We start from the raw sequence: 18615 nt of genomic DNA on the forward strand, positions 1-18615 counted from the left end.
GGCATGGATGAGCGGTCACGGCGCCACCCACGCGTACCGGTGCTCCGGGCGGCCGGTGTCGCCGTACTTCAGGGAGAGGCGCAGCCGGCCGGCCTGTTCCAGGTGGCGGAGGTAGCGCTGGGCGGTGGAGCGGCTCAGGCCGGTGCGGGCGGCGACCTCGTGGGCGGACAGCGGGTGGTCGGCGCCGTACAGGACGTCGCATATCAGGTCCGCGGTGGGAGCGGTGTGGCCGGGCACGGAGGGGACGGGAGCCGTGCGCAGCGCGCCGAAGATCCGGTCCACCTGTTCCTGGCCGGTCACGCCCCGGCCGCCCACCCGGTCGACCGTGCGGCGCAGCGCGGCGTACGAGTCCAGCCGGGCGCGCAGCGCGGCGAAGGTGAACGGTTTGACCAGATAGTGCAGGGCGCCCAGGCGCATCGCCTGCTGCACGGTGGCGACGTCCCCGGCCGCCGTGATCATGATGACGTCCGTGCCCTGGCCCTGCTCCCGCATGCGGTGGACGAGTTCCAGGCCGGTGCGGTCCGGCAGATAGTGGTCGAGCAGCACCAGGTCGATGGCACCGCGTTCGACGGCGGCCAGCGCCTGGGCGGCACTGTGCGCGCGGGCGGCCACCCGGAACCCGGGAACCTTTCCCACGTACTTCGCGTTTATCTCAGCGACGCGGAAGTCGTCGTCGACCACCAGGACGTCAATCATCAGGCCTCTCCTCCAAGGCCGGCGAGCACCAAGCCCGTGTTTTCGGCTCCGCAGTTGTAGCGCGAGCAAAAAGAGCACAACAGGTGCTTGCGAGCAAAAGAACGGCTTGCGCACACAAGACTGCTGCGCGGGGCGGCCCCCACCTACCGTCCCGGGCCATGAGCGCACACACCAGCCCCGCCATCGAGCTGCGGGGCGCGAGCAAGACCTTCAGGACCCCGTCCGGGGGACTGCACACGGCCGTGCGCGGCCTGGATCTCACCGTGGGACGCGGTGAGTTCGTGGCCGTCGTGGGGCCGACGGGCTGCGGCAAGTCCACCACGCTGACCCTGGTCAGCGGGCTCGAGGAGCCCACCGAGGGCGAGGTGCTGGTGGCCGGGGAGCCGGTCGACGGCGTCGGCGGCAAGGTCGGCTTCGTCTTCCAGCAGGACGCCACCTTCCCCTGGCGCACGGTCCTGTCCAACGTGATGGCCGGGCCGCGCTTCCGGGGCGTCCCCAAGGCGGAGGCCCGGGAGAAGGCCCGCGAATGGCTCGGCCGGGTCGGGCTCGCGGCCTTCGAGGACCGCTATCCGCACCAGCTCTCCGGCGGTCAGCGCAAGCGTGTCGCCCTCGCCGCCACCTTCGTCAACGACCCCGAGATCCTGCTGATGGACGAGCCCTTCTCGGCGCTCGACGTGCAGACCCGGGCGCTGATGTCGGACGAGCTGCTGGAGCTGTGGGAGGGCACGGGCGCCTCCGTCGTCTTCGTCACCCACGACCTGGAGGAGTCCATCGCGCTGGCCGACAAGGTCGTCGTGATGACCGCGGGGCCCGCGACGGTGAAGCAGGTCTTCGAGATCGACCTGCCCCGGCCGCGCAAGGTGGAGTCGGTCCGTCTGGAGCCGCGCTTCATCGAGATCTACCGGGAGATCTGGGAGTCCCTCGGCGAAGAGGTCCGCATCACCCGCGAGAGGGGTGCCGCGCATGTCGCCTGAGGTCCTCACCACTCCGGTCGCCGAGGGCGCCAAGATCTCCGACCGCGCCCGCAGCCGGGCCCAGGCCGCCCGCCGCCGCAGGCTCCTCGTCAACACCGCGCGGGGCGTCCTCCTGGTCGCGGTCCTCGGGCTGTGGGAGGCGCTGTCCCGGGCGAAGGTCATCGATCCGTTCAACTTCTCGATGCCCTCCAAGATCTGGGACCAGATCTCCACCTGGGTCATGCACGGCACCGCGCTCGGCTCTCTGGGCGAGCAGATCTGGTACACGCTCTACGAGGCCCTGCTCGGCTGGGTGATCGGTGTGGTCGCCGGTGTGCTGCTCGGCATCGCGCTCGGGCGGATCGGCTTGCTGGCCGAGGTTCTTGGTCCATACATCAAGGTGCTCAACTCGATACCGCGGATCGTGCTCGCGCCCATCTTCCTGATCTGGTTCGGGCTCGGCCCCTCCTCCAAGGTCGCCTCGGCCGTGGTGCTGGTGTTCTTCCCGGTGTTCTTCAACGCCTTCCAGGGGGCCCGCGAGGTGGACCGCAACCTGGTGTCCAACGCGCGCATCCTGGGCGCGACCGACCGCAGGGTGACCCTCCAGGTGGTCATCCCGTCGGCCACCTCCTGGATCTTCACCAGCCTCCACGTCAGCTTCGGTTTCGCGCTGATCGGCGCCATCGTCGGCGAGTACATCGGTGCGACCAAGGGCATCGGCCTGCTCGTCGCGCAGTCGCAGAACACCTTCAACGCGGCCGGTGTGTACGCCGCGATGGTCATCCTCGCCGTGGTCGCACTCGCGGCCGAGGGCCTGCTGACCTTCGCCGAGCGCCGGATCTTCCGCTGGAAGCCCGCAGGTTCCGACGGCTGACCCGCCGGCGCCCCGCACCACCCCCCACGCCCTCCCCGCACCGCCCACTCACAAGGACGTGAACCGCCATGCGCAAGACCGCCCGACACGCCTGCCTGGCCGCCGCCGGACTGCTCGCCCTCACCTCGCTCACCGCCTGCGCCAACGACGCGGCCGGCTCCTCGGCCGACGCCGGCAGCGGAGGCGGCGGCAAGGGCGAGACCGTCAAGATCATGGTCGGTGGCCTGGACAAGGTCATCTACATGCCCGCGATGCTCACCCAGCGCCTCGGCTACTTCCAGGACGAGGGCCTGAACGTCCAGCTCATGACCGAACCCGCTGGTGTCCAGGCCGAGACCGCGCTCGTCGCCGGGCAGGTGCAGGGCGCGGTCGGCTTCTACGACCACACCCTCGACCTCCAGACGAAGGGCAAGTCGGTGGAGTCCGTCGTGCAGTTCTCGCGCGCGCCGGGCGAGGTGGAGGTCGTCTCCGACAAGGCCGCGGGCGACCTCACCTCGCCCAAGGACTTCAAGGGCCGCAAGCTGGGCGTGACCGGGCTCGGTTCCTCGACCGACTTCCTCACCAAGTACCTGGCGGTCAAGAACGGCGTGCAGGTCAGCGAGTTCACCCCGGTCGCCGTGGGCGCGGGCCCGACGTTCATAGCCGCCTTGCAGAAGGGCTCGATCGACGGCGGCATGACCACCGACCCGACGGTCGCGACGATCCTGGACAAGAAGGCGGGCAAGATCCTGCTCGACATGCGCACCCCGGAGGGGTCGCAGCAGGCGCTCGGCGGGCCGTACCCGTCGTCGAGTCTGTACATGCAGACGGACTGGGTGAACGGACACAAGGACACCGTCCAGAAGTTGGCCAACGCATTCGTCAAGACGCTCAAGTGGATGTCCACCCACAGCGCCGACGAGATCGCCGCCAAGATGCCCGCCGACTACTCCCAGGGCGACAAGGCGCTCTACACCCAGTCCATCAAGAGCACCCTGCCGATGTTCACCGACGACGGCGTGATGCCGCAGAACGGGCCGGAGACCGTGGAGAAGGTGCTCAAGGCGTTCAACCCCAACATCAAGAACGCCAACGTCGACCTGAGCAAGACGTACACCACGGAGTTCGTCAAGGCGGTCAAGTAGGCCCGACGGGCCGTCAACCCGCACGCCCCGCCGGGCGGCCCCGCGGTCAGCTGTTGCTCACCGTGCGCTGGGGCTCCAGCTCCGGTTCGCCCAGTGCCTCCGGCAGCACCACCGTGAACTCCGCGCCGCCCCCGCCGGCGGTGCCCACGGTGGCGCTGCCGCCCTGGCGCTCGGCGAGCCGGCGCACCAGCGACAGCCCGATGCCCCGCTTGCCGTGCGCGGGCGGCCGCTTGGTCGACCAACCCTCGGTGAACACCAACTCCCGCTGGTCCGGGGGATCCCCGGGCCCGTGTCGCGCACCCGGAGCACCACCGTGCGGCCCTCGGTGCGCAACTCGACCTCCACGCGCGCGTGCGGGGTGCCCGCGACCGCGTCCAGGGCGTTGTCCACGAGGTTGCCGACCACGGTGACCAGCCCCCGCGGATCGACCAGCCGGTCCGGCAGCCGGCTGCGCTCCGACACCCACAGGGCCACCCCGCGCTCGGCCGCCACGGTCGCCTTGCCGACCAGCAGCGCGGCCAGCAGCGGGTCGTGGATCTTCTCGGTGATCTGTTCGGACGTGACCCGGTGGTCCCCGACCACCTCGCCGACGAACTCCACCGCGTCGTCGTACATCTCCAGCTCCAGCAGCCCGAGCAGGGTGTGCATGCGGTTGGCGTGCTCGTGGTCCTGGGCGCGCAGGGCGTCGATCAGCCCGCGCGTGGAGTCCAGTTCCCGCCCCAGCTGCTCCAGCTCGGTGCGGTCGCGCAGGGTGGCGACCGCACCGCCGTCGTCGGTGGGCATCCGGTTGGCGACCAGCACCCGCGGGCCGCGCACCGTCAGCAGATCGGTCCCGGTCACCCGCCCGGCGAGCACATCGGTCGTGCGGCCCGCGCCGAGCGCCTCGTCGGGAGTGCGGCCCACCGCCTCGTCGCCGATGCCCAGCAGCCGCCGCGCCTCGTCGTTGAGCAGGCGGATCCGGCCGCTGCGATCCAGCGCGACCACGCCCTCCCGGATGCCGTGCAGCATCGCCTCGCGCTCGGCGAGCAGCGCCGAGATGTCGGAGAAGGCCAGGTCACGGGTCTGCCGCTGGACCCTGCGGGAGATCAGCCAGGCGGCCAGCGCGCCCACCGCGAGCGCGCCCCCGGCGTAGGCGAGCAGCCCGGGGATGGCACTGATCAGCCGGGCGCGCACGCTGTCGTAGGCGATGCCGACCGAGACCGCCCCGATGACGTGGTGATCGGCGTCGTACAGCGGCACCTTGCCCCGTGCGGAGCGTCCCAGGGTGCCCCGGTCGATCTCCATGACCTCCTTGCCCGCCAGGGCGCCGGAGGGGCTCGTGGAGACCTTGTGGCCGATCTGCGAGGTCGTCGGGTGCGACCAGCGCACCCAGTGCCGGTCCAGCACCACGATGTACTCGGCGTGGGTGGCCCGCCGGATCCGCTCGGCCTCCTGCTGCACCGGCCCGTCCTCGGTCGGCGGGGTGCTCAGCAGTCCCTGGGCGATCTGCGGGTCCTGGGCCGTGGTCTCGGCGATGGCCAGCGCGCGCCGCATCGCCTCGTGGTCCAGCTGTTTGCTCAGCGGCGCGAGGAACAGGCCGGTCGCCAGCACCGCGACTCCCGCGGCGAGCGTGACCTGCATCAGCAGCACCTGCGAGAACACCCGCCGTGGCATACCGAGACGCAGACGGCGTGCGGGGGGAGTGTGGCTCATGGGAGGACAGTACGGGCTCCGCCCGGCGCGTGGCTCAGCTCGCCAGCGCCGTCGGCCGCAGTTCGCGCACCGCCACCACGTTCATCCGGGCCGGAGTGCCGAGCACCGCGGCGCCGCAGCTCTCCGGGCGCGGCGGCAACGACGCCCCGCGCGCCACGGTGACCCGCCAGCGGCGCCCGTCGGAGTGGACGACGGTGACCTCCCAGCGCGGCGCCGCGCCATCCGTGCGTACGACGCCCAGCACGCCCGCCCGGTGCTCGCCCGCCACCGAACGCACCGCCAGTTCGGCGGCCTGCCCCGGCCGTTCGAAGGCGGAGCAGCCACGGCAGCCCTCGACCGCCACCCGGCCCTCCCGGACCCCGTCCAGGGCCGCCTTGACGGTGGCGGTCCCGGCGCGCCCGTAGACGTAGCCGTACGGCAGCACGAGCACCGTCGGCGCGAAGCGATGTCCACCCAGATGGGTGACCTCCCAGACCCCGCTTTCCCCGGCGGCGGCCAGCTCGGCGGCGAGCGGACGGCCCTGGAGGGCGCAGCAGCGGTCGCGCTTGCCGTTGGTGCACACGAGCGCGAGCGGGGCGCCGGTGTGCGGACGCCCGCCGAGCACCGCGGCGAAGGAACGGTGGTCGCCCGCTCCGAGGGCGGGCAGGTCCAGGTCGAGCAGCCGGCGCGGATCTCGGGTGACGGCGCCGTGCAGCCACACCCGTCCCGGCAAGGTGTGGGCGGCGTACACCCGCCGGATCTCGCAGGTGCCGGGATCGGCGTGGCGGCCGGGACGCCGGATGAGGGCGACGCGCACGCCCGTGCCCTCCGCCGCCGCCTCGAGGGCCCGGCCCACGGCCGGGTCCAGATGGCTGGAAGTGAGCGCCTTGGCACCCCACGGGCCGGGCTGTTCCAGCAGCAGCCATGTCGTCGCCGTGGCCGCCGTTGCCGAAAGGGGCTCGTCGAGGCTTCGGGAGACGGTCGCGCACCAACTCACAGAGGTGAGCCTAACCTGACTTGCGGCGGGGCGACTTCCGGCCGGGCCGTGTCGCGCCTGGCGGCGGGTGTGGGGCCGGCCCCGGGAGAGGCCCCGGCTACCGCGGTTCCGGCAAGGGCTGGGGCGGGCGCGGGCCGACGTAGTGGCCCACGGGGCGCATGCGCAGCGGGCGCTCGTCGTACTCCTCCAGGGCGTGCGCGATCCAGCCCGCCGTGCGGGCCACGGCGAAGATCGTCTCGCCGGCGGTGGCCGGCATCCCGAAGGAGGCGGTGAACACCGCGAGCGCCAGGTCGACATTGGCGTGCAGCGGGGTGTGCCGGGCGGTCGTGGCGACGATGTCGCGGGCCGCGAGCAGCGCCGACTCCGCGCGGGGGAGCCGTTCCAGCAGGCCGAACAGGACCCGGGCGCGGGGGTCCTCGCCGGTGTACAGACGGTGGCCGAGGCCGGGGATGCGGCGGCCGGCGCGCAGTTCGTCGGCGATCACCGGGGCGGCGGTGCCCAGTTCGAGCACGTCCAGCAGCATCCGGTGGGCGAGGCCGCTGCCGGCGCCGTGCAGCGGGCCCTCCAGGACGCCGAGCCCGGCGGAGACGGCCGCGTACGCGTGCGCCCGGGCCGAGGCGGCCACCCGGACGGCCAGCGTGGAGGCGGCCAGGTCGTGGTCGGCGAGCAGGGCGAGCGCGGCGTCCAGCACGCGCAGGGCGTCCTCGTCGGCCGGGAGGCCGGTCAGCCGCGCCCACAGGCGGTGGGCGAGCGGTACGTCGTCCCCGGGATCGCGCAGGGCCGGCGGCAGCGCGGCCACCATGGTGGGGATGAGCACGCGCGCCGTGTTCAGCACGGCGTCCCCGGACAGGTCGAAGCGCAGCGGGTCCTCGGCCGACGCGGCGATCGCCGCGACCCGCAGCCGGTCGGTGGGGGAGGTGTGCTCGGGCAGTGCCTTGACGGCCCGGCGGGCGACCCGCAGGGTCTCCTCCGGCGCGGTGAAGGCCGCACCGGGGGCGAGCCGGCCGGTCCACAGCCACTCCGCGACCTCCTCGTAGGAGTGGCGGGCGGCCAGCTCGGTGGCGTCGACGCCCCGGTAGTAGTACCGGTCCGCCTCGATCAGCGTGATCCGGGTGCGTACCGAGAGGTCACCGCCCGAGCCGGGGACCCCGGCGCTCTCGCGGCGGTTGCGCCGGGCCAGTTCCTCCACCTCGCGCGCCTCGAAGGTGCTGGCGCGGCCGCCGGGCTCGCGCCTGCTGCTCAGCAGGCCGCGGCTCACATACGCGTAGACCGTCTCGGGCTTCACGCCGAGCAGTTCGGCGGTCTCCTTGGTGGTCAGCCTTCGCCCGGGGCGGTTGGGGACGGGTTCGTGATCGCGCATGGGGGTCACGGTAGCGGCCTCTGCACACCTTGATGGACATCCTGCTGTGTATTGATTCAATCAATATTGACAGAAGATCCATCAAGCATGGACAGTCGAATCAAGTTCAGAGGAGGAGAGACATGGCCATCAACAGGACCGCAACGCCGCTCGTGGACGTGCCGCGGGGCCTCGCCGGCGTCGTCGTCACCGAGACGGAGATCGGTGACGTCCGAGGGCGGGAGGGTTTCTACCACTACCGGCAGTACTCGGCCGTCGACCTCGCGCGCACCCGGCGCTTCGAGGACGTCTGGCACCTCCTCGTGCACGGGGCGCTGCCCGGCGCCGAACGCGCCGCCGCCTTCGCCGCCGAGACCGCGGCGCTGCGCCGGCTGCCCGGGGAGGTCCGGGCCGCCCTGCCCGCGATCGCCGCGGCGAGCCGCCGCTCCGGACCGCTGGCCGGCCTGCGCACGGCACTGTCGCTCCTGGGTGCGGCCCGCGGCTTCCGGCCGCTGTACGACCTGGACGCCGAGCGGCGCCGCGCCGACACGCTGGCCGCCTGCGCCGCCGTGCCCACCCTGCTCACCGCCCTGTACCGGCTGGGGCGGGGGCTCGACCCGGTGGAGCCGCGCGACGACCTGTCGTACGCGGCCAACTACCTCTACATGCTGACCGGTTCGGAACCCGATGCGCGCCGGGCCCGTGCCGTCGAGCAATACTTGATCTCCACCATTGACCATGGTTTCAATGCGTCAACGTTCACCGCCCGGGTCATCGCCTCCACCGGCGCCGACGTCGCGGCCTGTCTCACCGGGGCCGTGGGCGCGCTGTCCGGCCCGCTGCACGGAGGCGCGCCCAGCCGGGCCCTGGACACCCTGGACGCGATCGGCACCCCGGAGCGCATCGACCCCTGGATCCGGGAACGGGTGCTGGCCGGCGACCGGATCATGGGCTTCGGACACGCGGTCTACCGCACCGAGGACCCCCGCTCGCGGATGCTCCGGGAGATCGCCCTCGGCTTCGGCGGCCCGCGGGTGGACTTCGCGGTCGAGGTCGAACGCCGGGTCGAGGCCATCCTCGCCGAGCTGAAGCCGGGCCGAGAACTCCACACCAACGTCGAGTTCTACGCCGGTGTGGTCATGGAACTGTGCGGCCTGCCCCGCGAGATGTTCACCCCCACCTTCGCGGCCTCACGGGTCGTCGGCTGGAGCGCCAACCTCCTCGAACAGGCGGCCGACCCGAAGATCATCCGCCCCGCGGCCCGCTACGTCGGCCCCGATGCCCCCGCCACTCTTCCCGCCGTCTAGACGAGCCGCCCCCGGGAACCCTTTTATCCTGGTCCGCAGCCGGTTCACAGGAGAGAGGTCGCCCCTTGGGGAACAGCTTGGCGCACAGTGCGGACGGCAGCGGCCGTCCTCGGCAGATCCCGGTCGTCGTACTGGCCGGCTTCCTCGGCTCGGGGAAGACCACGCTCCTCAACCACCTGCTGCACCACAGCGCGGGCAGCAGGATCGGGGCGATCGTCAACGACTTCGGCGCCATCGAGATCGACGCCCTGGCCGTCGCCGGCGCCCTCGGCGACTCCACCGTCTCCCTCGGCAACGGCTGCCTGTGCTGTGCCGTGGACGCCGGTGAACTCGACGTCTACCTGGACCGGCTCGCCGCGCCCGGCACCGGTATCGACGTGATCGTCATCGAGGCCAGCGGACTCGCCGAGCCCCAGGAACTGGTGCGCATGGTGCTCGCCAGCGAGCACCCCGGCATCGTCTACGGCGGCCTGGTCGAGGTCGTGGACGCGGCCGAGTTCGACGACACACGCGACAAGCACCCCGAGATCGACCGGCACCTCGCCCTCGCCGACCTGGTCGTCGTCAACAAGCTCGACCGGGCCGCCGACCCCGAACGGGTGCTCTCCCTGGTGCGCTCCCTGACCGACCGGGCGGCCGTCGCCCCGGCCACCTACGGCCGGGTCGACCCCGAGTTCCTCTTCGACTGCCGGCCGAGCGAGGAGCGCATCGGCCAGCTGTCCTTCGACGATCTGCACGACCGCGGCGCGCACGAGCACACCGGGCACCTGCACACCGGCTACGACAGCCTGTCCTTCACCGCCGGCGCCCCCATGGACCCGCGCCGCCTGATGCGCTTCCTGGACAGCAGGCCCGAGGGGCTGTACCGGATCAAGGGCCATGTCGACTTCGGCCCGTGCGACCCCCGCAACCGCTACGCCGTGCACGCCGTCGGCCGGTTCCTGCGCTTCTACCCCGAGCCCTGGCCGCCCGCCGAGGACCGCCGCACCCAACTGGTGCTGATCGGCTCCGGCATCGACACTGAGACGCTCGGCAAGGAACTACGGGGCTGCGAGAGCGACGCCCCACACGCCGACGAGCACGGCATGTGGGGCGTCCTGCGCTACGTCCAGGGCTCCGAGGAAGAGCCGGACGCCGAGACCTACGACGGTTAGGGCAGGCCCGCGGCGGTCAGAACACCGGACCCGCGACCACCGAGACCGTCTTCGGCAGCGAGGTGCCCGAGCCGTCCCGGCGCGGGTCCGGCTCCGGCAGCTCCGCGGGGCTGCCGTTCTTCTGCGCCGCACGGGCGGGCGTCGGGCCCGCCCAGGCCAGCGCGAGGCAGTCCTCGCCCTTCAGGAACCGCTGGCAGCGCACTCCGCCGGTCGCCCGGCCCTTGCGCGGGTACTGGTCGAACGGGGTCAGCTTGGCCGTCGTCTGCACCGAGTCGTCCAGCGTGCCGCGCGAGCCCGCCACGGTGAACACCACCGCGTCGACGGCCGGGTCGACGGCCGTGAACGAGATGACCCGCACCCCCTCGGCGAGCTTGATGCCCGCCATACCGCCCGCCGGGCGGCCCTGCGGACGCACGATGGAGGCCTGGAAGCGCAGCAACTGCGCGTCGTCCGTGATGAAGACCAGGTCCTCCTCGCCGGTGCGCAGCTCCACCGCGCCGACGATCCGGTCGCCCTCCTTCAGCGTGATGACCTCCAACTCCTCCTTGTTGGACGGGTAGTCGGGCACCACACGCTTGACCACACCCTGCTCGGTGCCGAGCGCGAGACCCGGGGACGACTCGTCCAGCGTGGTCAGGCACACCACCGTCTCATCGTCCTCCAGGGAGACGAACTCCGCCAGCGGCGCGCCCCCGGAGAGGTTCGGCGCGGCCGCGGTGTCCGGCAGCTGCGGCAGGTCGACCACGTTGATCCGCAGCAGCCGGCCCGCCGACGTCACCGCGCCGATCTCACCGCGCGCGGTCGCCGGCACCGCCGAGACGATCACATCGTGCTTGACCCGCTTGGCGCCCGCCTGCTCCGGGAACGGCTCGGCCGTCGCCGTACGCGCCAGCAGGCCCGTGGAGGACAGCAGCACCCGGCACGGGTCGTCGGCCACCTGGAGCGGCACCGCCAGCGCGGGGGCGCCCGCCGACTCCAGCAGGACCGTACGCCGGTCGGTGCCGAACTTCTTCGCCACCGCGGCCAGTTCGGCCGAGACCAGCTTGCGCAGCTCCGCGTCGGACTCCAGGATCCGGGTCAGCTCCGCGATCTCCTCGGTGAGCCTGTCCTTCTCCGCCTCCAGCTCGATGCGGTCGTACTTGGTGAGCCGGCGCAGCGGCGTGTCGAGGATGTACTGCGTCTGCACCTCGCTCAGCGAGAAGCGCCCCATCAGGCGCTCCTTGGCCTGCGCGGAGTTGTCGCTGGACCGGATCAGCCGGATGACCTCGTCGATGTCGACCAGGGCCGTGAGCAGGCCCTCCACCAGGTGCAGCCGGTCGCTCTTCTTGCCGCGCCGGAACTCGCTGCGGCGGCGCACCACGTCGAAGCGGTGGTCGAGGTAGACCTCCAGCAGCTCCTTCAGGCCGAGGGTGAGCGGCTGGCCGTCCACCAGGGCCACGTTGTTGATGCCGAAGGACTCCTCCATCGGCGTCAGCTTGTAGAGCTGCTCCAGGACGGCCTCGGGCACGAAGCCGTTCTTGATCTCGATGACCAGGCGCAGTCCGTGCTCGCGGTCGGTGAGGTCCTTGACGTCCGCGATGCCCTGGACCTTCTTGGCGTTGACCAGGTCCTTGATCTTCGCGATGACCTTCTCCGGGCCGACCGCGAACGGCAGTTCGGTGATCACCAGGCCCTTGCGGCGGGCGGTCACGGGCTCGACCGAGACCGTCGCGCGCATCTTGAAGGTGCCGCGGCCGGTCGCGTACGCGTCCCGGATGCCGTCCAGCCCCACGATCCGGCCGCCGGTGGGCAGATCGGGGCCCGGGACGTGCTTCATCAGCGCGTCCAGGTCCGCGTTCGGGTGCCTGATCAGATGGCGGGCGGCGGCGACGACCTCGCGCAGATTGTGCGGCGGCATGTTCGTGGCCATGCCGACCGCGATGCCCGAGGAGCCGTTGACCAGCAGGTTCGGGAAGGCGGCGGGCAGCGCCACCGGCTCCTGCTCCTGGCCGTCGTAGTTCGGCGCGAAGTCGACCGTGTCCTCGTCGATCGACTCGGTCATCAGGCTCGTCGCCTCGGCCATCCGGCACTCGGTGTACCGCATGGCGGCCGGCGGGTCGTCGTTGCCCAGCGAACCGAAGTTGCCGTGGCCGTCGACCAGCGGCAGGCGCATGGAGAAGGGCTGGGCCATGCGCACCAGGGCGTCGTAGATCGACGCGTCGCCGTGCGGGTGCAGCTTGCCCATGACCTCGCCGACGACACGGGCGCACTTCACATAGCCGCGCTCGGGGCGCAGGCCCATCTCGTTCATCTGGTAGACGATCCGGCGGTGCACCGGCTTGAGACCGTCACGGGCGTCCGGCAGGGCGCGCGAGTAGATGACCGAGTACGCGTACTCGAGGTAGGAGCCACGCATCTCGTCCACGACGTCGATGTCGAGGATCTTCTCCTCGTGCGAATCGTCGGGCGGCGGGGTCTTCGTGCTGCGGCGGGCCATCGCTGCCGGCTCCTCCTGATCTGGTCGCTCGCCTTCGGGGCGCGCACCCTTCGGCTCGCTCTTGCTGAAGCGGTTGACGGATCTGTCGCGGACCATTGTGGACCGGGGCACTGACAAGCCGGGCCGCGACCCGGTCCACGAGCCGTCGCCGGCGGGCTCCACGACCCGCCCGCGAACGGCCCCCGACCACGCCGCGTCCGGTTCCGGGCCCGGGCGTCGCTCCGCCCGGCCCCCTGCCCGCACCCCTGTCCGCACCCCGGCCCGCGCGGCTCGCCCGGCGCCCCGGGCGATCACGGATCCGGGTCCGACGCAGGCTACGCGATCCGCTGTGGGCGTACGTGCCGCGGGAACTTCGCCGGGGCCTCGCACGCTTTGCATACAGTGGCAGGAACGGCAGGAAAAACGCGGTTTCCACAACCGCCTCCGCTCGCGAAGGGACGTACATGCCCATGGGTCACACGACCACAGCCGAGGCAGGCTCCGGGGGCCTGACAGCGACCGAGCACCGCCTGGCCAACGGTCTGCGCGTGGTGCTCTCCGAGGACCACCTGACCCCCGTGGCGGCCGTCTGCCTCTGGTACGACGTCGGCTCCCGCCACGAGGTCAAGGGGCGCACCGGCCTGGCCCACCTTTTCGAGCACCTGATGTTCCAGGGCTCGGGGCAGGTCAAGGGCAACGGCCACTTCGAACTGGTGCAGGGCGCCGGCGGCTCGCTCAACGGCACCACCAGCTTCGAGCGCACCAACTACTTCGAGACCATGCCCGCCCACCAGCTGGAGCTGGCGCTCTGGCTGGAGGCCGACCGCATGGGCTCCCTGCTGACCGCCCTGGACGACGAGTCCATGGAGAACCAGCGGGACGTCGTGAAGAACGAGCGCCGCCAGCGTTACGACAACGTTCCCTACGGGACGGCCTTCGAGCGGCTGACCGCCCTGTCGTACCCCGAGGGCCACCCCTACCACCACACGCCGATCGGCTCCATGGCGGACCTGGACGCGGCCACCCTGGAGGACGCCCGCCAGTTCTTCCGCACCTACTACGCGCCGAACAACGCGGTGCTCTCCGTGGTCGGCGACATCGACTCCGAGCAGACCCTCGCCTGGGTGGAGAAGTACTTCGGGTCCATCCCGTCGCACGACGGCAAGCCCGCGCCCCGCGACGGCTCCCTGCCGGACGTCATCGGCGAGCAGCTGCGCGAGGTCGTCGTCGAGGAGGTCCCGGCGCGCGCCCTGATGGCCGCCTACCGGCTGCCCCACGACGGCACCCGAGCCTGCGACGCGGCCGACCTCGCCCTGACCGTCCTCGGCGGCGGCGAGTCCTCCCGGCTCTACAACCGGCTGGTGCGCCGCGACCGTACGGCCGTCGCGGCCGGCTTCGGCCTGCTGCGTCTGGCCGGCGCGCCCTCCATGGGCTGGCTGGACGTGAAGACCTCCGGCGACGTGGAGGTGCCGGTCATCGAGGCCGCCATCGACGAGGAGCTGGCCCGGTTCGCCGAGGAAGGCCCCACCGCCGAGGAAATGGAGCGCGCCCAGGCCCAGTTGGAGCGCGAATGGCTGGACCGGCTCGGCACGGTCGCGGGCCGCGCCGACGAACTGTGCCGTTACGCCGTCCTGTTCGGCGACCCGCAGCTCGCCCTGAACGCCGTGCCGCGCATCCTTGAGGTCACCGCGGAGGAGGTCCGGGAGGTCGCCAAGGCCCGTCTGCGCCCCGACAACCGCGCGGTCCTGGTCTACGAGCCCAAGTCCCCGGAGAACGTCGAGGACGCCGACCTGCCCGAGGACCCCGAGTCGGAAGCCACCGTAGAGGCCGGCAACGAGAACGAGGAGACGGCCAAGTGACCGAGCAGCTCGCCACCATGGACTTCCACCCCCGGCCGGAGCCCGGCGAGGCCAGGCCCTGGGCCTTCCCGGCCCCCGAGCGCGCCGCGCTCGACAACGGCCTGACCGTGCTGCGCTGCCACCGCCCCGGCCAGCAGGTCGTCGCCGTGGAGGTGCTGCTCGACGCGCCGCTGGACGCCGAGCCGGCCGGCCTGGACGGCGTGGCCACCATCATGGCGCGGGCCTTCTCCGAGGGCACCGACCGGCACTCCGCCGAGGAGTTCGCCGCCGAGCTGGAGCGCGCGGGCGCCACCCTCGACGCGCACGCCGACCACCCCGGCATCCGGCTCAGCCTGGAGGTCCCCGCCTCCCGCCTGGCCAAGGGCCTCGGCCTGGTCGCCGACGCGCTGCGCGCCCCCGCCTTCGCCGAGAGCGAGATCGAGCGCCTGGTCCGCAACCGTCTGGACGAGATCCCGCACGAGCTGGCGAACCCCGCCCGCCGTGCCGCCAAGGAGCTGTCCAGGGAGCTGTTCCCGGCGTCCTCGCGCATGTCCCGGCCGCGCCAGGGCACCGAGGAGACCGTCGAGAAGATCGACGCGCCCGCCGTGCGCGCCTTCTACGAGCGCCATGTGCGCCCCGGCACGGCCACCGCCGTGGTGGTCGGCGACCTCACCGGCATCGACCTGGACGCGCTGCTCGCCGACACCCTGGGCGCCTGGACCGGCACGCCCGGCGAGCCCCGGCCCGTGCCGGCGGTGACGGCCGACGACACCGGACGCGTCGTCATCGTGGACCGGCCCGGCGCCGTCCAGACGCAGCTGCTCATCGGCCGGATCGGCCCGGACCGGCACGACCGGGTGTGGCCCGCCCAGGTGCTCGGCACCTACTGCCTGGGCGGCACCCTCACCTCCCGCCTGGACCGCGTGCTGCGCGAGGAGAAGGGCTACACCTACGGGGTGCGCTCCTTCGGCCAGGTCCTGCGCTCCGCCCCGGACGGCACCGGCGCGTCGATGCTCGCCATCAGCGGCTCGGTGGACACGCCCAACACCGGCCCCGCCCTGGACGACCTGTGGAAGGTGCTGCGCACCCTCGCGGCGGAGGGCCTGACCGACGCCGAGCGGGACGTCGCCGTGCAGAACCTCGTCGGGGTCGCGCCGCTGAAGTACGAGACCGCGGCGGCCGTCGCGAGCACCCTCGCCGACCAGGTCGAGCAGCACCTGCCCGACGACTTCCAGGCGACGCTGTACCGGCAACTGGCCGCCACGGGCACGGTGGAGGCGACCGCGGCCGTCGTCAACGCCTTCCCGGTGGACCGCCTGGTGACCGTCCTGGTCGGTGACGCGGCGCAGATCAAGGCGCCGGTCGAGGCGCTGGGCATCGGCGACGTCACCGTGGTGGCGGCCGAGTAACGGCACACAGGGGACGGGGCCCTGGCGACCTACGGGTCGTCAGGGCCCCTGTTGTTCCACTCTCTTCCTCAGATGTCCGAATTGGGGCGGAGGTTGCCCGTCTGCCCTGTGGGATGCGCTACAAAAACCCCGATCTGTTTGGGGATCGAGAGCCGGTCCGCTTAGCGTCGTCCGGGCTGTTCGTCGGGCAGTGCGCCGCACCCGCGGCACCGGACAGCCATCGCCGAGTCCCCGTACGGCGCGAGCCAGGGGAGCCGGGGACCCACACGTCCCTGGGGTGAATCGGGCACCCGCGCGTGACGCGAGGGAGTCCGTAGGAGACCTTCCTGCTCCGAACCCGTCAGCTAACCCGGTAGGCGAGAGGGAAGGAAAGGAACAGCCACTCCATGGCGTTCATGTGCGCCACCGGGAAGCACCGCAAGCCCGGCCGGGTCAAGCGAACCACCGCCCAGGCGGCCGGTGTCGCGGCCCTGACGACCACCGGCGTCATCGGCACCCTCGCGGCCTCCCCGGCGCTCGCCGCCGAGCGCCCCGCGGAACAGACCGGTCTCACCCCCGTACTCGCCGCGAGCGACGACGTCGCCGCGCACATCGACGCGCAGGCCAGCGCCCAGCAGCGGGCAGCCGAGCGCAAGGCGGCCCAGGAGGCCGCTGCCAAGCGGCTGAAGGAGGCGCGCGAGGCGGAGGCCCGCGCCGCCCGCGAGGCCGAGCGCAAGCGGCTGAACGCCTTCGTCGCCCCGATCGCGCACTCCTATGTGTCCACCGGCTACGAGGCCAGCAGCTCTCTGTGGTCCTCCGGGTCCCACACCGGCATCGACTTCCATGCCGCCACCGGCACCCCGGTGCACGCGGTCGGCGTCGGCACCGTCGTCTCCACCGGCTGGGGCGGGGCGTACGGCAACCAGATCGTGATCCGCATGGCCGACGGCATGTACACCCAGTACGGCCATCTGTCGTCCATCGGCGTCACGGTGGGCCAGCAGGTCACCGCCGGCCAGCAGATCGGCCTGTCCGGCGCCACCGGCAACGTCACCGGCCCGCACCTGCACTTCGAGGCGCGCACCAGCCCCGACTACGGCTCCGACGTCGACCCCGTCGCCTACCTGCGCAACCACGGCGTGAACGTCTGACCGAGCCCGCGCGACCCCGCACGGCACCCGAAGCCCCGGCCACCGAGCCGGGGCTTTCGCCTTTTCCCGCGGTGTTCCGGTGACCCCGTGTTCCGGTGGCCCCTGTCCAAAAAATATCCCCGGATTCCGGTCCGCCGTCGGAAAAGGCCGCGCGGTGGAATAGAGTCACCGGAATAGAGTCATGGAAAAACGCGTCCGTCGTCGGCGTCGTGTCGCGGGATCAAGACGGAGGTCGGTCATGCGTATTCCGGCGCAGTCGGTGTGCACGGCGATCCGGGACGACATCGTCGCGGGCGTCCTCGAACGCGGCGGCCGTCTCACCGAGGAGGTGCTGGCCCGTCGCTACGGGGTCTCGCGCGTCCCCGTGCGCGAGGCCCTGCGCACCCTGGAGGCGGAGGGCTTCGTGGTGACGCGCCGGCACGCGGGCGCCTGTGTGGCCGAGCCGAGCGAGCAAGAGGCCGCCGACCTGCTGGAGATGCGTCTGCTCCTGGAACCGCTCGGCGCCGCCCGGGCCGCCCGGCGACGCACCGAGGCGCATCTGAAGGTGCTGCGCGGACTGGTCAGGCTGGGGCAGGAGCGTGCCCGGCGGGGCGACGGCGAGGAACTGCGCGCGTTGGACGGCTGGTTCCACGAGACGCTGGCCCAGGCCTGCGGCAGCCCTTCGCTGACCTCCACCCTGCTTCAGCTGCGGCACAAGATCGCCTGGATGTACGTGCTCGACACGCCGTCGGACCCGGTCGGCACCTGGGCGGAGCACGGCACGATCGTGGACGCGGTGGCGCGCGGCGACGGGGCGCGCGCCCGCGCGGTGACCGCGCAGCACGCCGAGCGGGCGGCGGCCGAGCACCGGCTGCGCGTGCCCGGTGGCGCGGAGCGCGTGAGGACTTCGCAACATGCCGTAAACATGTCGGGCGCACAGAATTAACACGGGTGCCGTATACAAAGGGGTGGGTATTCTACGGGCCCGATTCCCCTATTTCTCCGGTGCCGTGAATTGACGGACCCGGGTGAATGGAATGGGTGTTCTGCTGCGACGAAAGCGCCGGAAATCGCGAATTCCGCCTCCGCTCGCGACGGCCGCAAGGGGGGCCCGCGGGGCTTCGCCCGTCCGCCGACCACCGTCATGCGGTCCGGGCGGTGGCGGGGCGGCCCGCCCCGCCACCCCGCCCGCGCCGAGCCGGCGGACCGGCCCGGACCGGGCGTCATGAAAGTGCCGAACCGGGCGTCGCGCCACTGCGCCGAAGCCCGGTCCGTCGAAGGCCCGATGCCGCTCAGACGGTCTCGGGCAGCTCTTCCAGGCCCTCGGCGACCAGCTTGGCCAGCCGGTCCAGGGCGGCCTCGGCGCCCTCGGCGTCGGAGGCGAGCACGATCTCCTCGCCGCCCTGGGCGCCCAGCCCCAGGACGCCGAGCATGCTGGCCGCGTTGACCGGGGTGCCGCCGGCCTTGGAGATCGTCACCGGGATGCCCGAGGCCGACGCGGCCCGGACGAAGATGGAGGCGGGGCGGGCGTGGAGACCCTCGGCCCAGCCGACGTTGACGCGGCGCTCAGCCATGTGTTGCTGCCCTTCACTCTTCAGGGTTGTCTAGACCAGTCTTCCATATGGTGAACCATGCCTGGAGAGGGGCTGCGCACCCCCTCCACCGTGCCGTCGTGACCGCACCCTCGGC

Annotated in this window: 14 protein-coding genes, 1 pseudogene and 1 riboswitch; of the genes and pseudogenes, 9 read left to right on the forward strand and 6 right to left on the reverse strand. The window is 72.2% G+C overall.

Features of this window, described 5'->3' with window-relative positions; all coding sequences use genetic code 11:
- Positions 1–15: 15 nt before the first annotated feature.
- The gene (locus BLW85_RS28500) at positions 16–696 is read right to left on the reverse strand and encodes a response regulator (RefSeq protein WP_070023000.1); all 681 of its coding nucleotides are present in this window, start codon (positions 694–696) and stop codon (positions 16–18) included.
- 158 nt (positions 697–854) lie between these two features.
- On the opposite strand from BLW85_RS28500, the gene BLW85_RS28505 reads away from it, so the two are divergent.
- From BLW85_RS28505 to BLW85_RS28515, 3 genes are all read left to right on the forward strand, one after another.
- Positions 855–1670 (forward strand): ABC transporter ATP-binding protein, encoded by an 816-nt coding sequence (locus BLW85_RS28505; RefSeq protein ID WP_070022999.1) that lies wholly within the window; start codon positions 855–857, stop codon positions 1668–1670.
- Positions 1660–2523 (forward strand): ABC transporter permease, encoded by an 864-nt coding sequence (locus tag BLW85_RS28510; protein ID WP_070023029.1) that lies wholly within the window; start codon positions 1660–1662, stop codon positions 2521–2523. The genes BLW85_RS28505 and BLW85_RS28510 overlap by 11 nt, the downstream gene beginning before the upstream one ends.
- 68 nt (positions 2524–2591) lie before the next feature.
- A complete protein-coding gene (locus BLW85_RS28515; protein ID WP_070022998.1) occupies positions 2592–3647 on the forward strand; it encodes an ABC transporter substrate-binding protein in 1056 nt (351 codons plus the stop codon).
- Positions 3648–3693: 46 nt separating this feature from the next.
- Here the strand turns inward: BLW85_RS28515 and BLW85_RS28520 are convergent.
- From BLW85_RS28520 to BLW85_RS28530, 3 genes and pseudogenes are all read right to left on the reverse strand, one after another.
- Positions 3694–5339: pseudogene (locus tag BLW85_RS28520) on the reverse strand (ATP-binding protein).
- Positions 5340–5373: 34 nt separating this feature from the next.
- A complete protein-coding gene (locus BLW85_RS28525) occupies positions 5374–6315 on the reverse strand; it encodes a sucrase ferredoxin (protein WP_074993697.1) in 942 nt (313 codons plus the stop codon).
- A gap of 97 nt (positions 6316–6412) precedes the next feature.
- On the reverse strand, positions 6413–7675 hold the full coding sequence (locus tag BLW85_RS28530; RefSeq protein ID WP_074993699.1) for a citrate synthase: 1263 nt from the start codon (positions 7673–7675) through the stop codon (positions 6413–6415).
- 122 nt (positions 7676–7797) lie between these two features.
- On the opposite strand from BLW85_RS28530, the gene BLW85_RS28535 reads away from it, so the two are divergent.
- Positions 7798–8961 carry a citrate synthase/methylcitrate synthase gene (locus BLW85_RS28535; RefSeq protein ID WP_074993701.1) on the forward strand — a complete coding sequence of 388 codons (1164 nt, stop codon included), beginning with the start codon at positions 7798–7800 and terminating at the stop codon, positions 8959–8961.
- Positions 8962–9026: 65 nt separating this feature from the next.
- Positions 9027–10115: a CobW family GTP-binding protein gene (locus BLW85_RS28540; RefSeq protein ID WP_074993704.1), complete on the forward strand. Its 1089-nt coding sequence runs from the start codon at positions 9027–9029 to the stop codon at positions 10113–10115.
- 16 nt (positions 10116–10131) lie between these two features.
- Here BLW85_RS28540 and BLW85_RS28545 read toward each other — a convergent pair whose 3' ends face one another.
- A complete protein-coding gene (locus BLW85_RS28545; protein ID WP_074993706.1) occupies positions 10132–12591 on the reverse strand; it encodes a DNA gyrase/topoisomerase IV subunit A in 2460 nt (819 codons plus the stop codon).
- Positions 12592–13034: 443 nt separating this feature from the next.
- Here BLW85_RS28545 and BLW85_RS28550 point away from each other — a divergent pair, with 443 nt between their 5' ends.
- The 4 genes from BLW85_RS28550 to BLW85_RS28565 all read left to right on the forward strand — a co-directional run bounded on the left by BLW85_RS28550 (position 13035) and on the right by BLW85_RS28565 (position 17872).
- Complete coding sequence (locus BLW85_RS28550) at positions 13035–14429, forward strand: M16 family metallopeptidase (protein WP_074993708.1); 1395 nt, start codon at positions 13035–13037, stop codon at positions 14427–14429.
- Positions 14430–14446: 17 nt separating this feature from the next.
- On the forward strand, positions 14447–15817 hold the full coding sequence (locus BLW85_RS28555; protein ID WP_074996237.1) for a M16 family metallopeptidase: 1371 nt from the start codon (positions 14447–14449) through the stop codon (positions 15815–15817).
- 211 nt (positions 15818–16028) lie between these two features.
- A riboswitch (cyclic di-AMP (ydaO/yuaA leader) is annotated at positions 16029–16191 on the forward strand.
- Positions 16192–16203: 12 nt separating this feature from the next.
- Positions 16204–16947, forward strand: coding sequence for a M23 family metallopeptidase (locus BLW85_RS28560; RefSeq protein ID WP_074993710.1), 744 nt, complete (start codon positions 16204–16206; stop codon positions 16945–16947).
- Positions 16948–17185: 238 nt separating this feature from the next.
- A complete protein-coding gene (locus BLW85_RS28565; protein WP_074993711.1) occupies positions 17186–17872 on the forward strand; it encodes a GntR family transcriptional regulator in 687 nt (228 codons plus the stop codon).
- Positions 17873–18218: 346 nt separating this feature from the next.
- Here BLW85_RS28565 and BLW85_RS28570 read toward each other — a convergent pair whose 3' ends face one another.
- Positions 18219–18500, reverse strand: a complete 282-nt coding sequence (locus BLW85_RS28570; protein WP_070022989.1) for an HPr family phosphocarrier protein — start codon at positions 18498–18500, stop codon at positions 18219–18221.
- Positions 18501–18615 lie beyond the last annotated feature (115 nt).

It is taken from the genome of Streptomyces misionensis, assembly GCF_900104815.1.
Taxonomy (GTDB): Bacteria; Actinomycetota; Actinomycetes; order Streptomycetales; family Streptomycetaceae; genus Streptomyces; species Streptomyces misionensis.

Coding starts and splice junctions, on each gene's coding strand:
- BLW85_RS28500 (WP_070023000.1), bottom strand. CDS start 696: ATGATTGACGTCCTGGTGGTCGACGACGACTTCCGCGTCGCTGAGATA.
- BLW85_RS28505 (WP_070022999.1), top strand. CDS start 855: ATGAGCGCACACACCAGCCCCGCCATCGAGCTGCGGGGCGCGAGCAAG.
- BLW85_RS28510 (WP_070023029.1), top strand. CDS start 1,660: ATGTCGCCTGAGGTCCTCACCACTCCGGTCGCCGAGGGCGCCAAGATC.
- BLW85_RS28515 (WP_070022998.1), top strand. CDS start 2,592: ATGCGCAAGACCGCCCGACACGCCTGCCTGGCCGCCGCCGGACTGCTC.
- BLW85_RS28530 (WP_074993699.1), bottom strand. CDS start 7,675: ATGCGCGATCACGAACCCGTCCCCAACCGCCCCGGGCGAAGGCTGACC.
- BLW85_RS28535 (WP_074993701.1), top strand. CDS start 7,798: ATGGCCATCAACAGGACCGCAACGCCGCTCGTGGACGTGCCGCGGGGC.
- BLW85_RS28545 (WP_074993706.1), bottom strand. CDS start 12,591: ATGGCCCGCCGCAGCACGAAGACCCCGCCGCCCGACGATTCGCACGAG.
- BLW85_RS28550 (WP_074993708.1), top strand. CDS start 13,035: ATGCCCATGGGTCACACGACCACAGCCGAGGCAGGCTCCGGGGGCCTG.
- BLW85_RS28555 (WP_074996237.1), top strand. CDS start 14,447: ATGGACTTCCACCCCCGGCCGGAGCCCGGCGAGGCCAGGCCCTGGGCC.
- BLW85_RS28560 (WP_074993710.1), top strand. CDS start 16,204: ATGGCGTTCATGTGCGCCACCGGGAAGCACCGCAAGCCCGGCCGGGTC.
- BLW85_RS28565 (WP_074993711.1), top strand. CDS start 17,186: ATGCGTATTCCGGCGCAGTCGGTGTGCACGGCGATCCGGGACGACATC.
- BLW85_RS28570 (WP_070022989.1), bottom strand. CDS start 18,500: ATGGCTGAGCGCCGCGTCAACGTCGGCTGGGCCGAGGGTCTCCACGCC.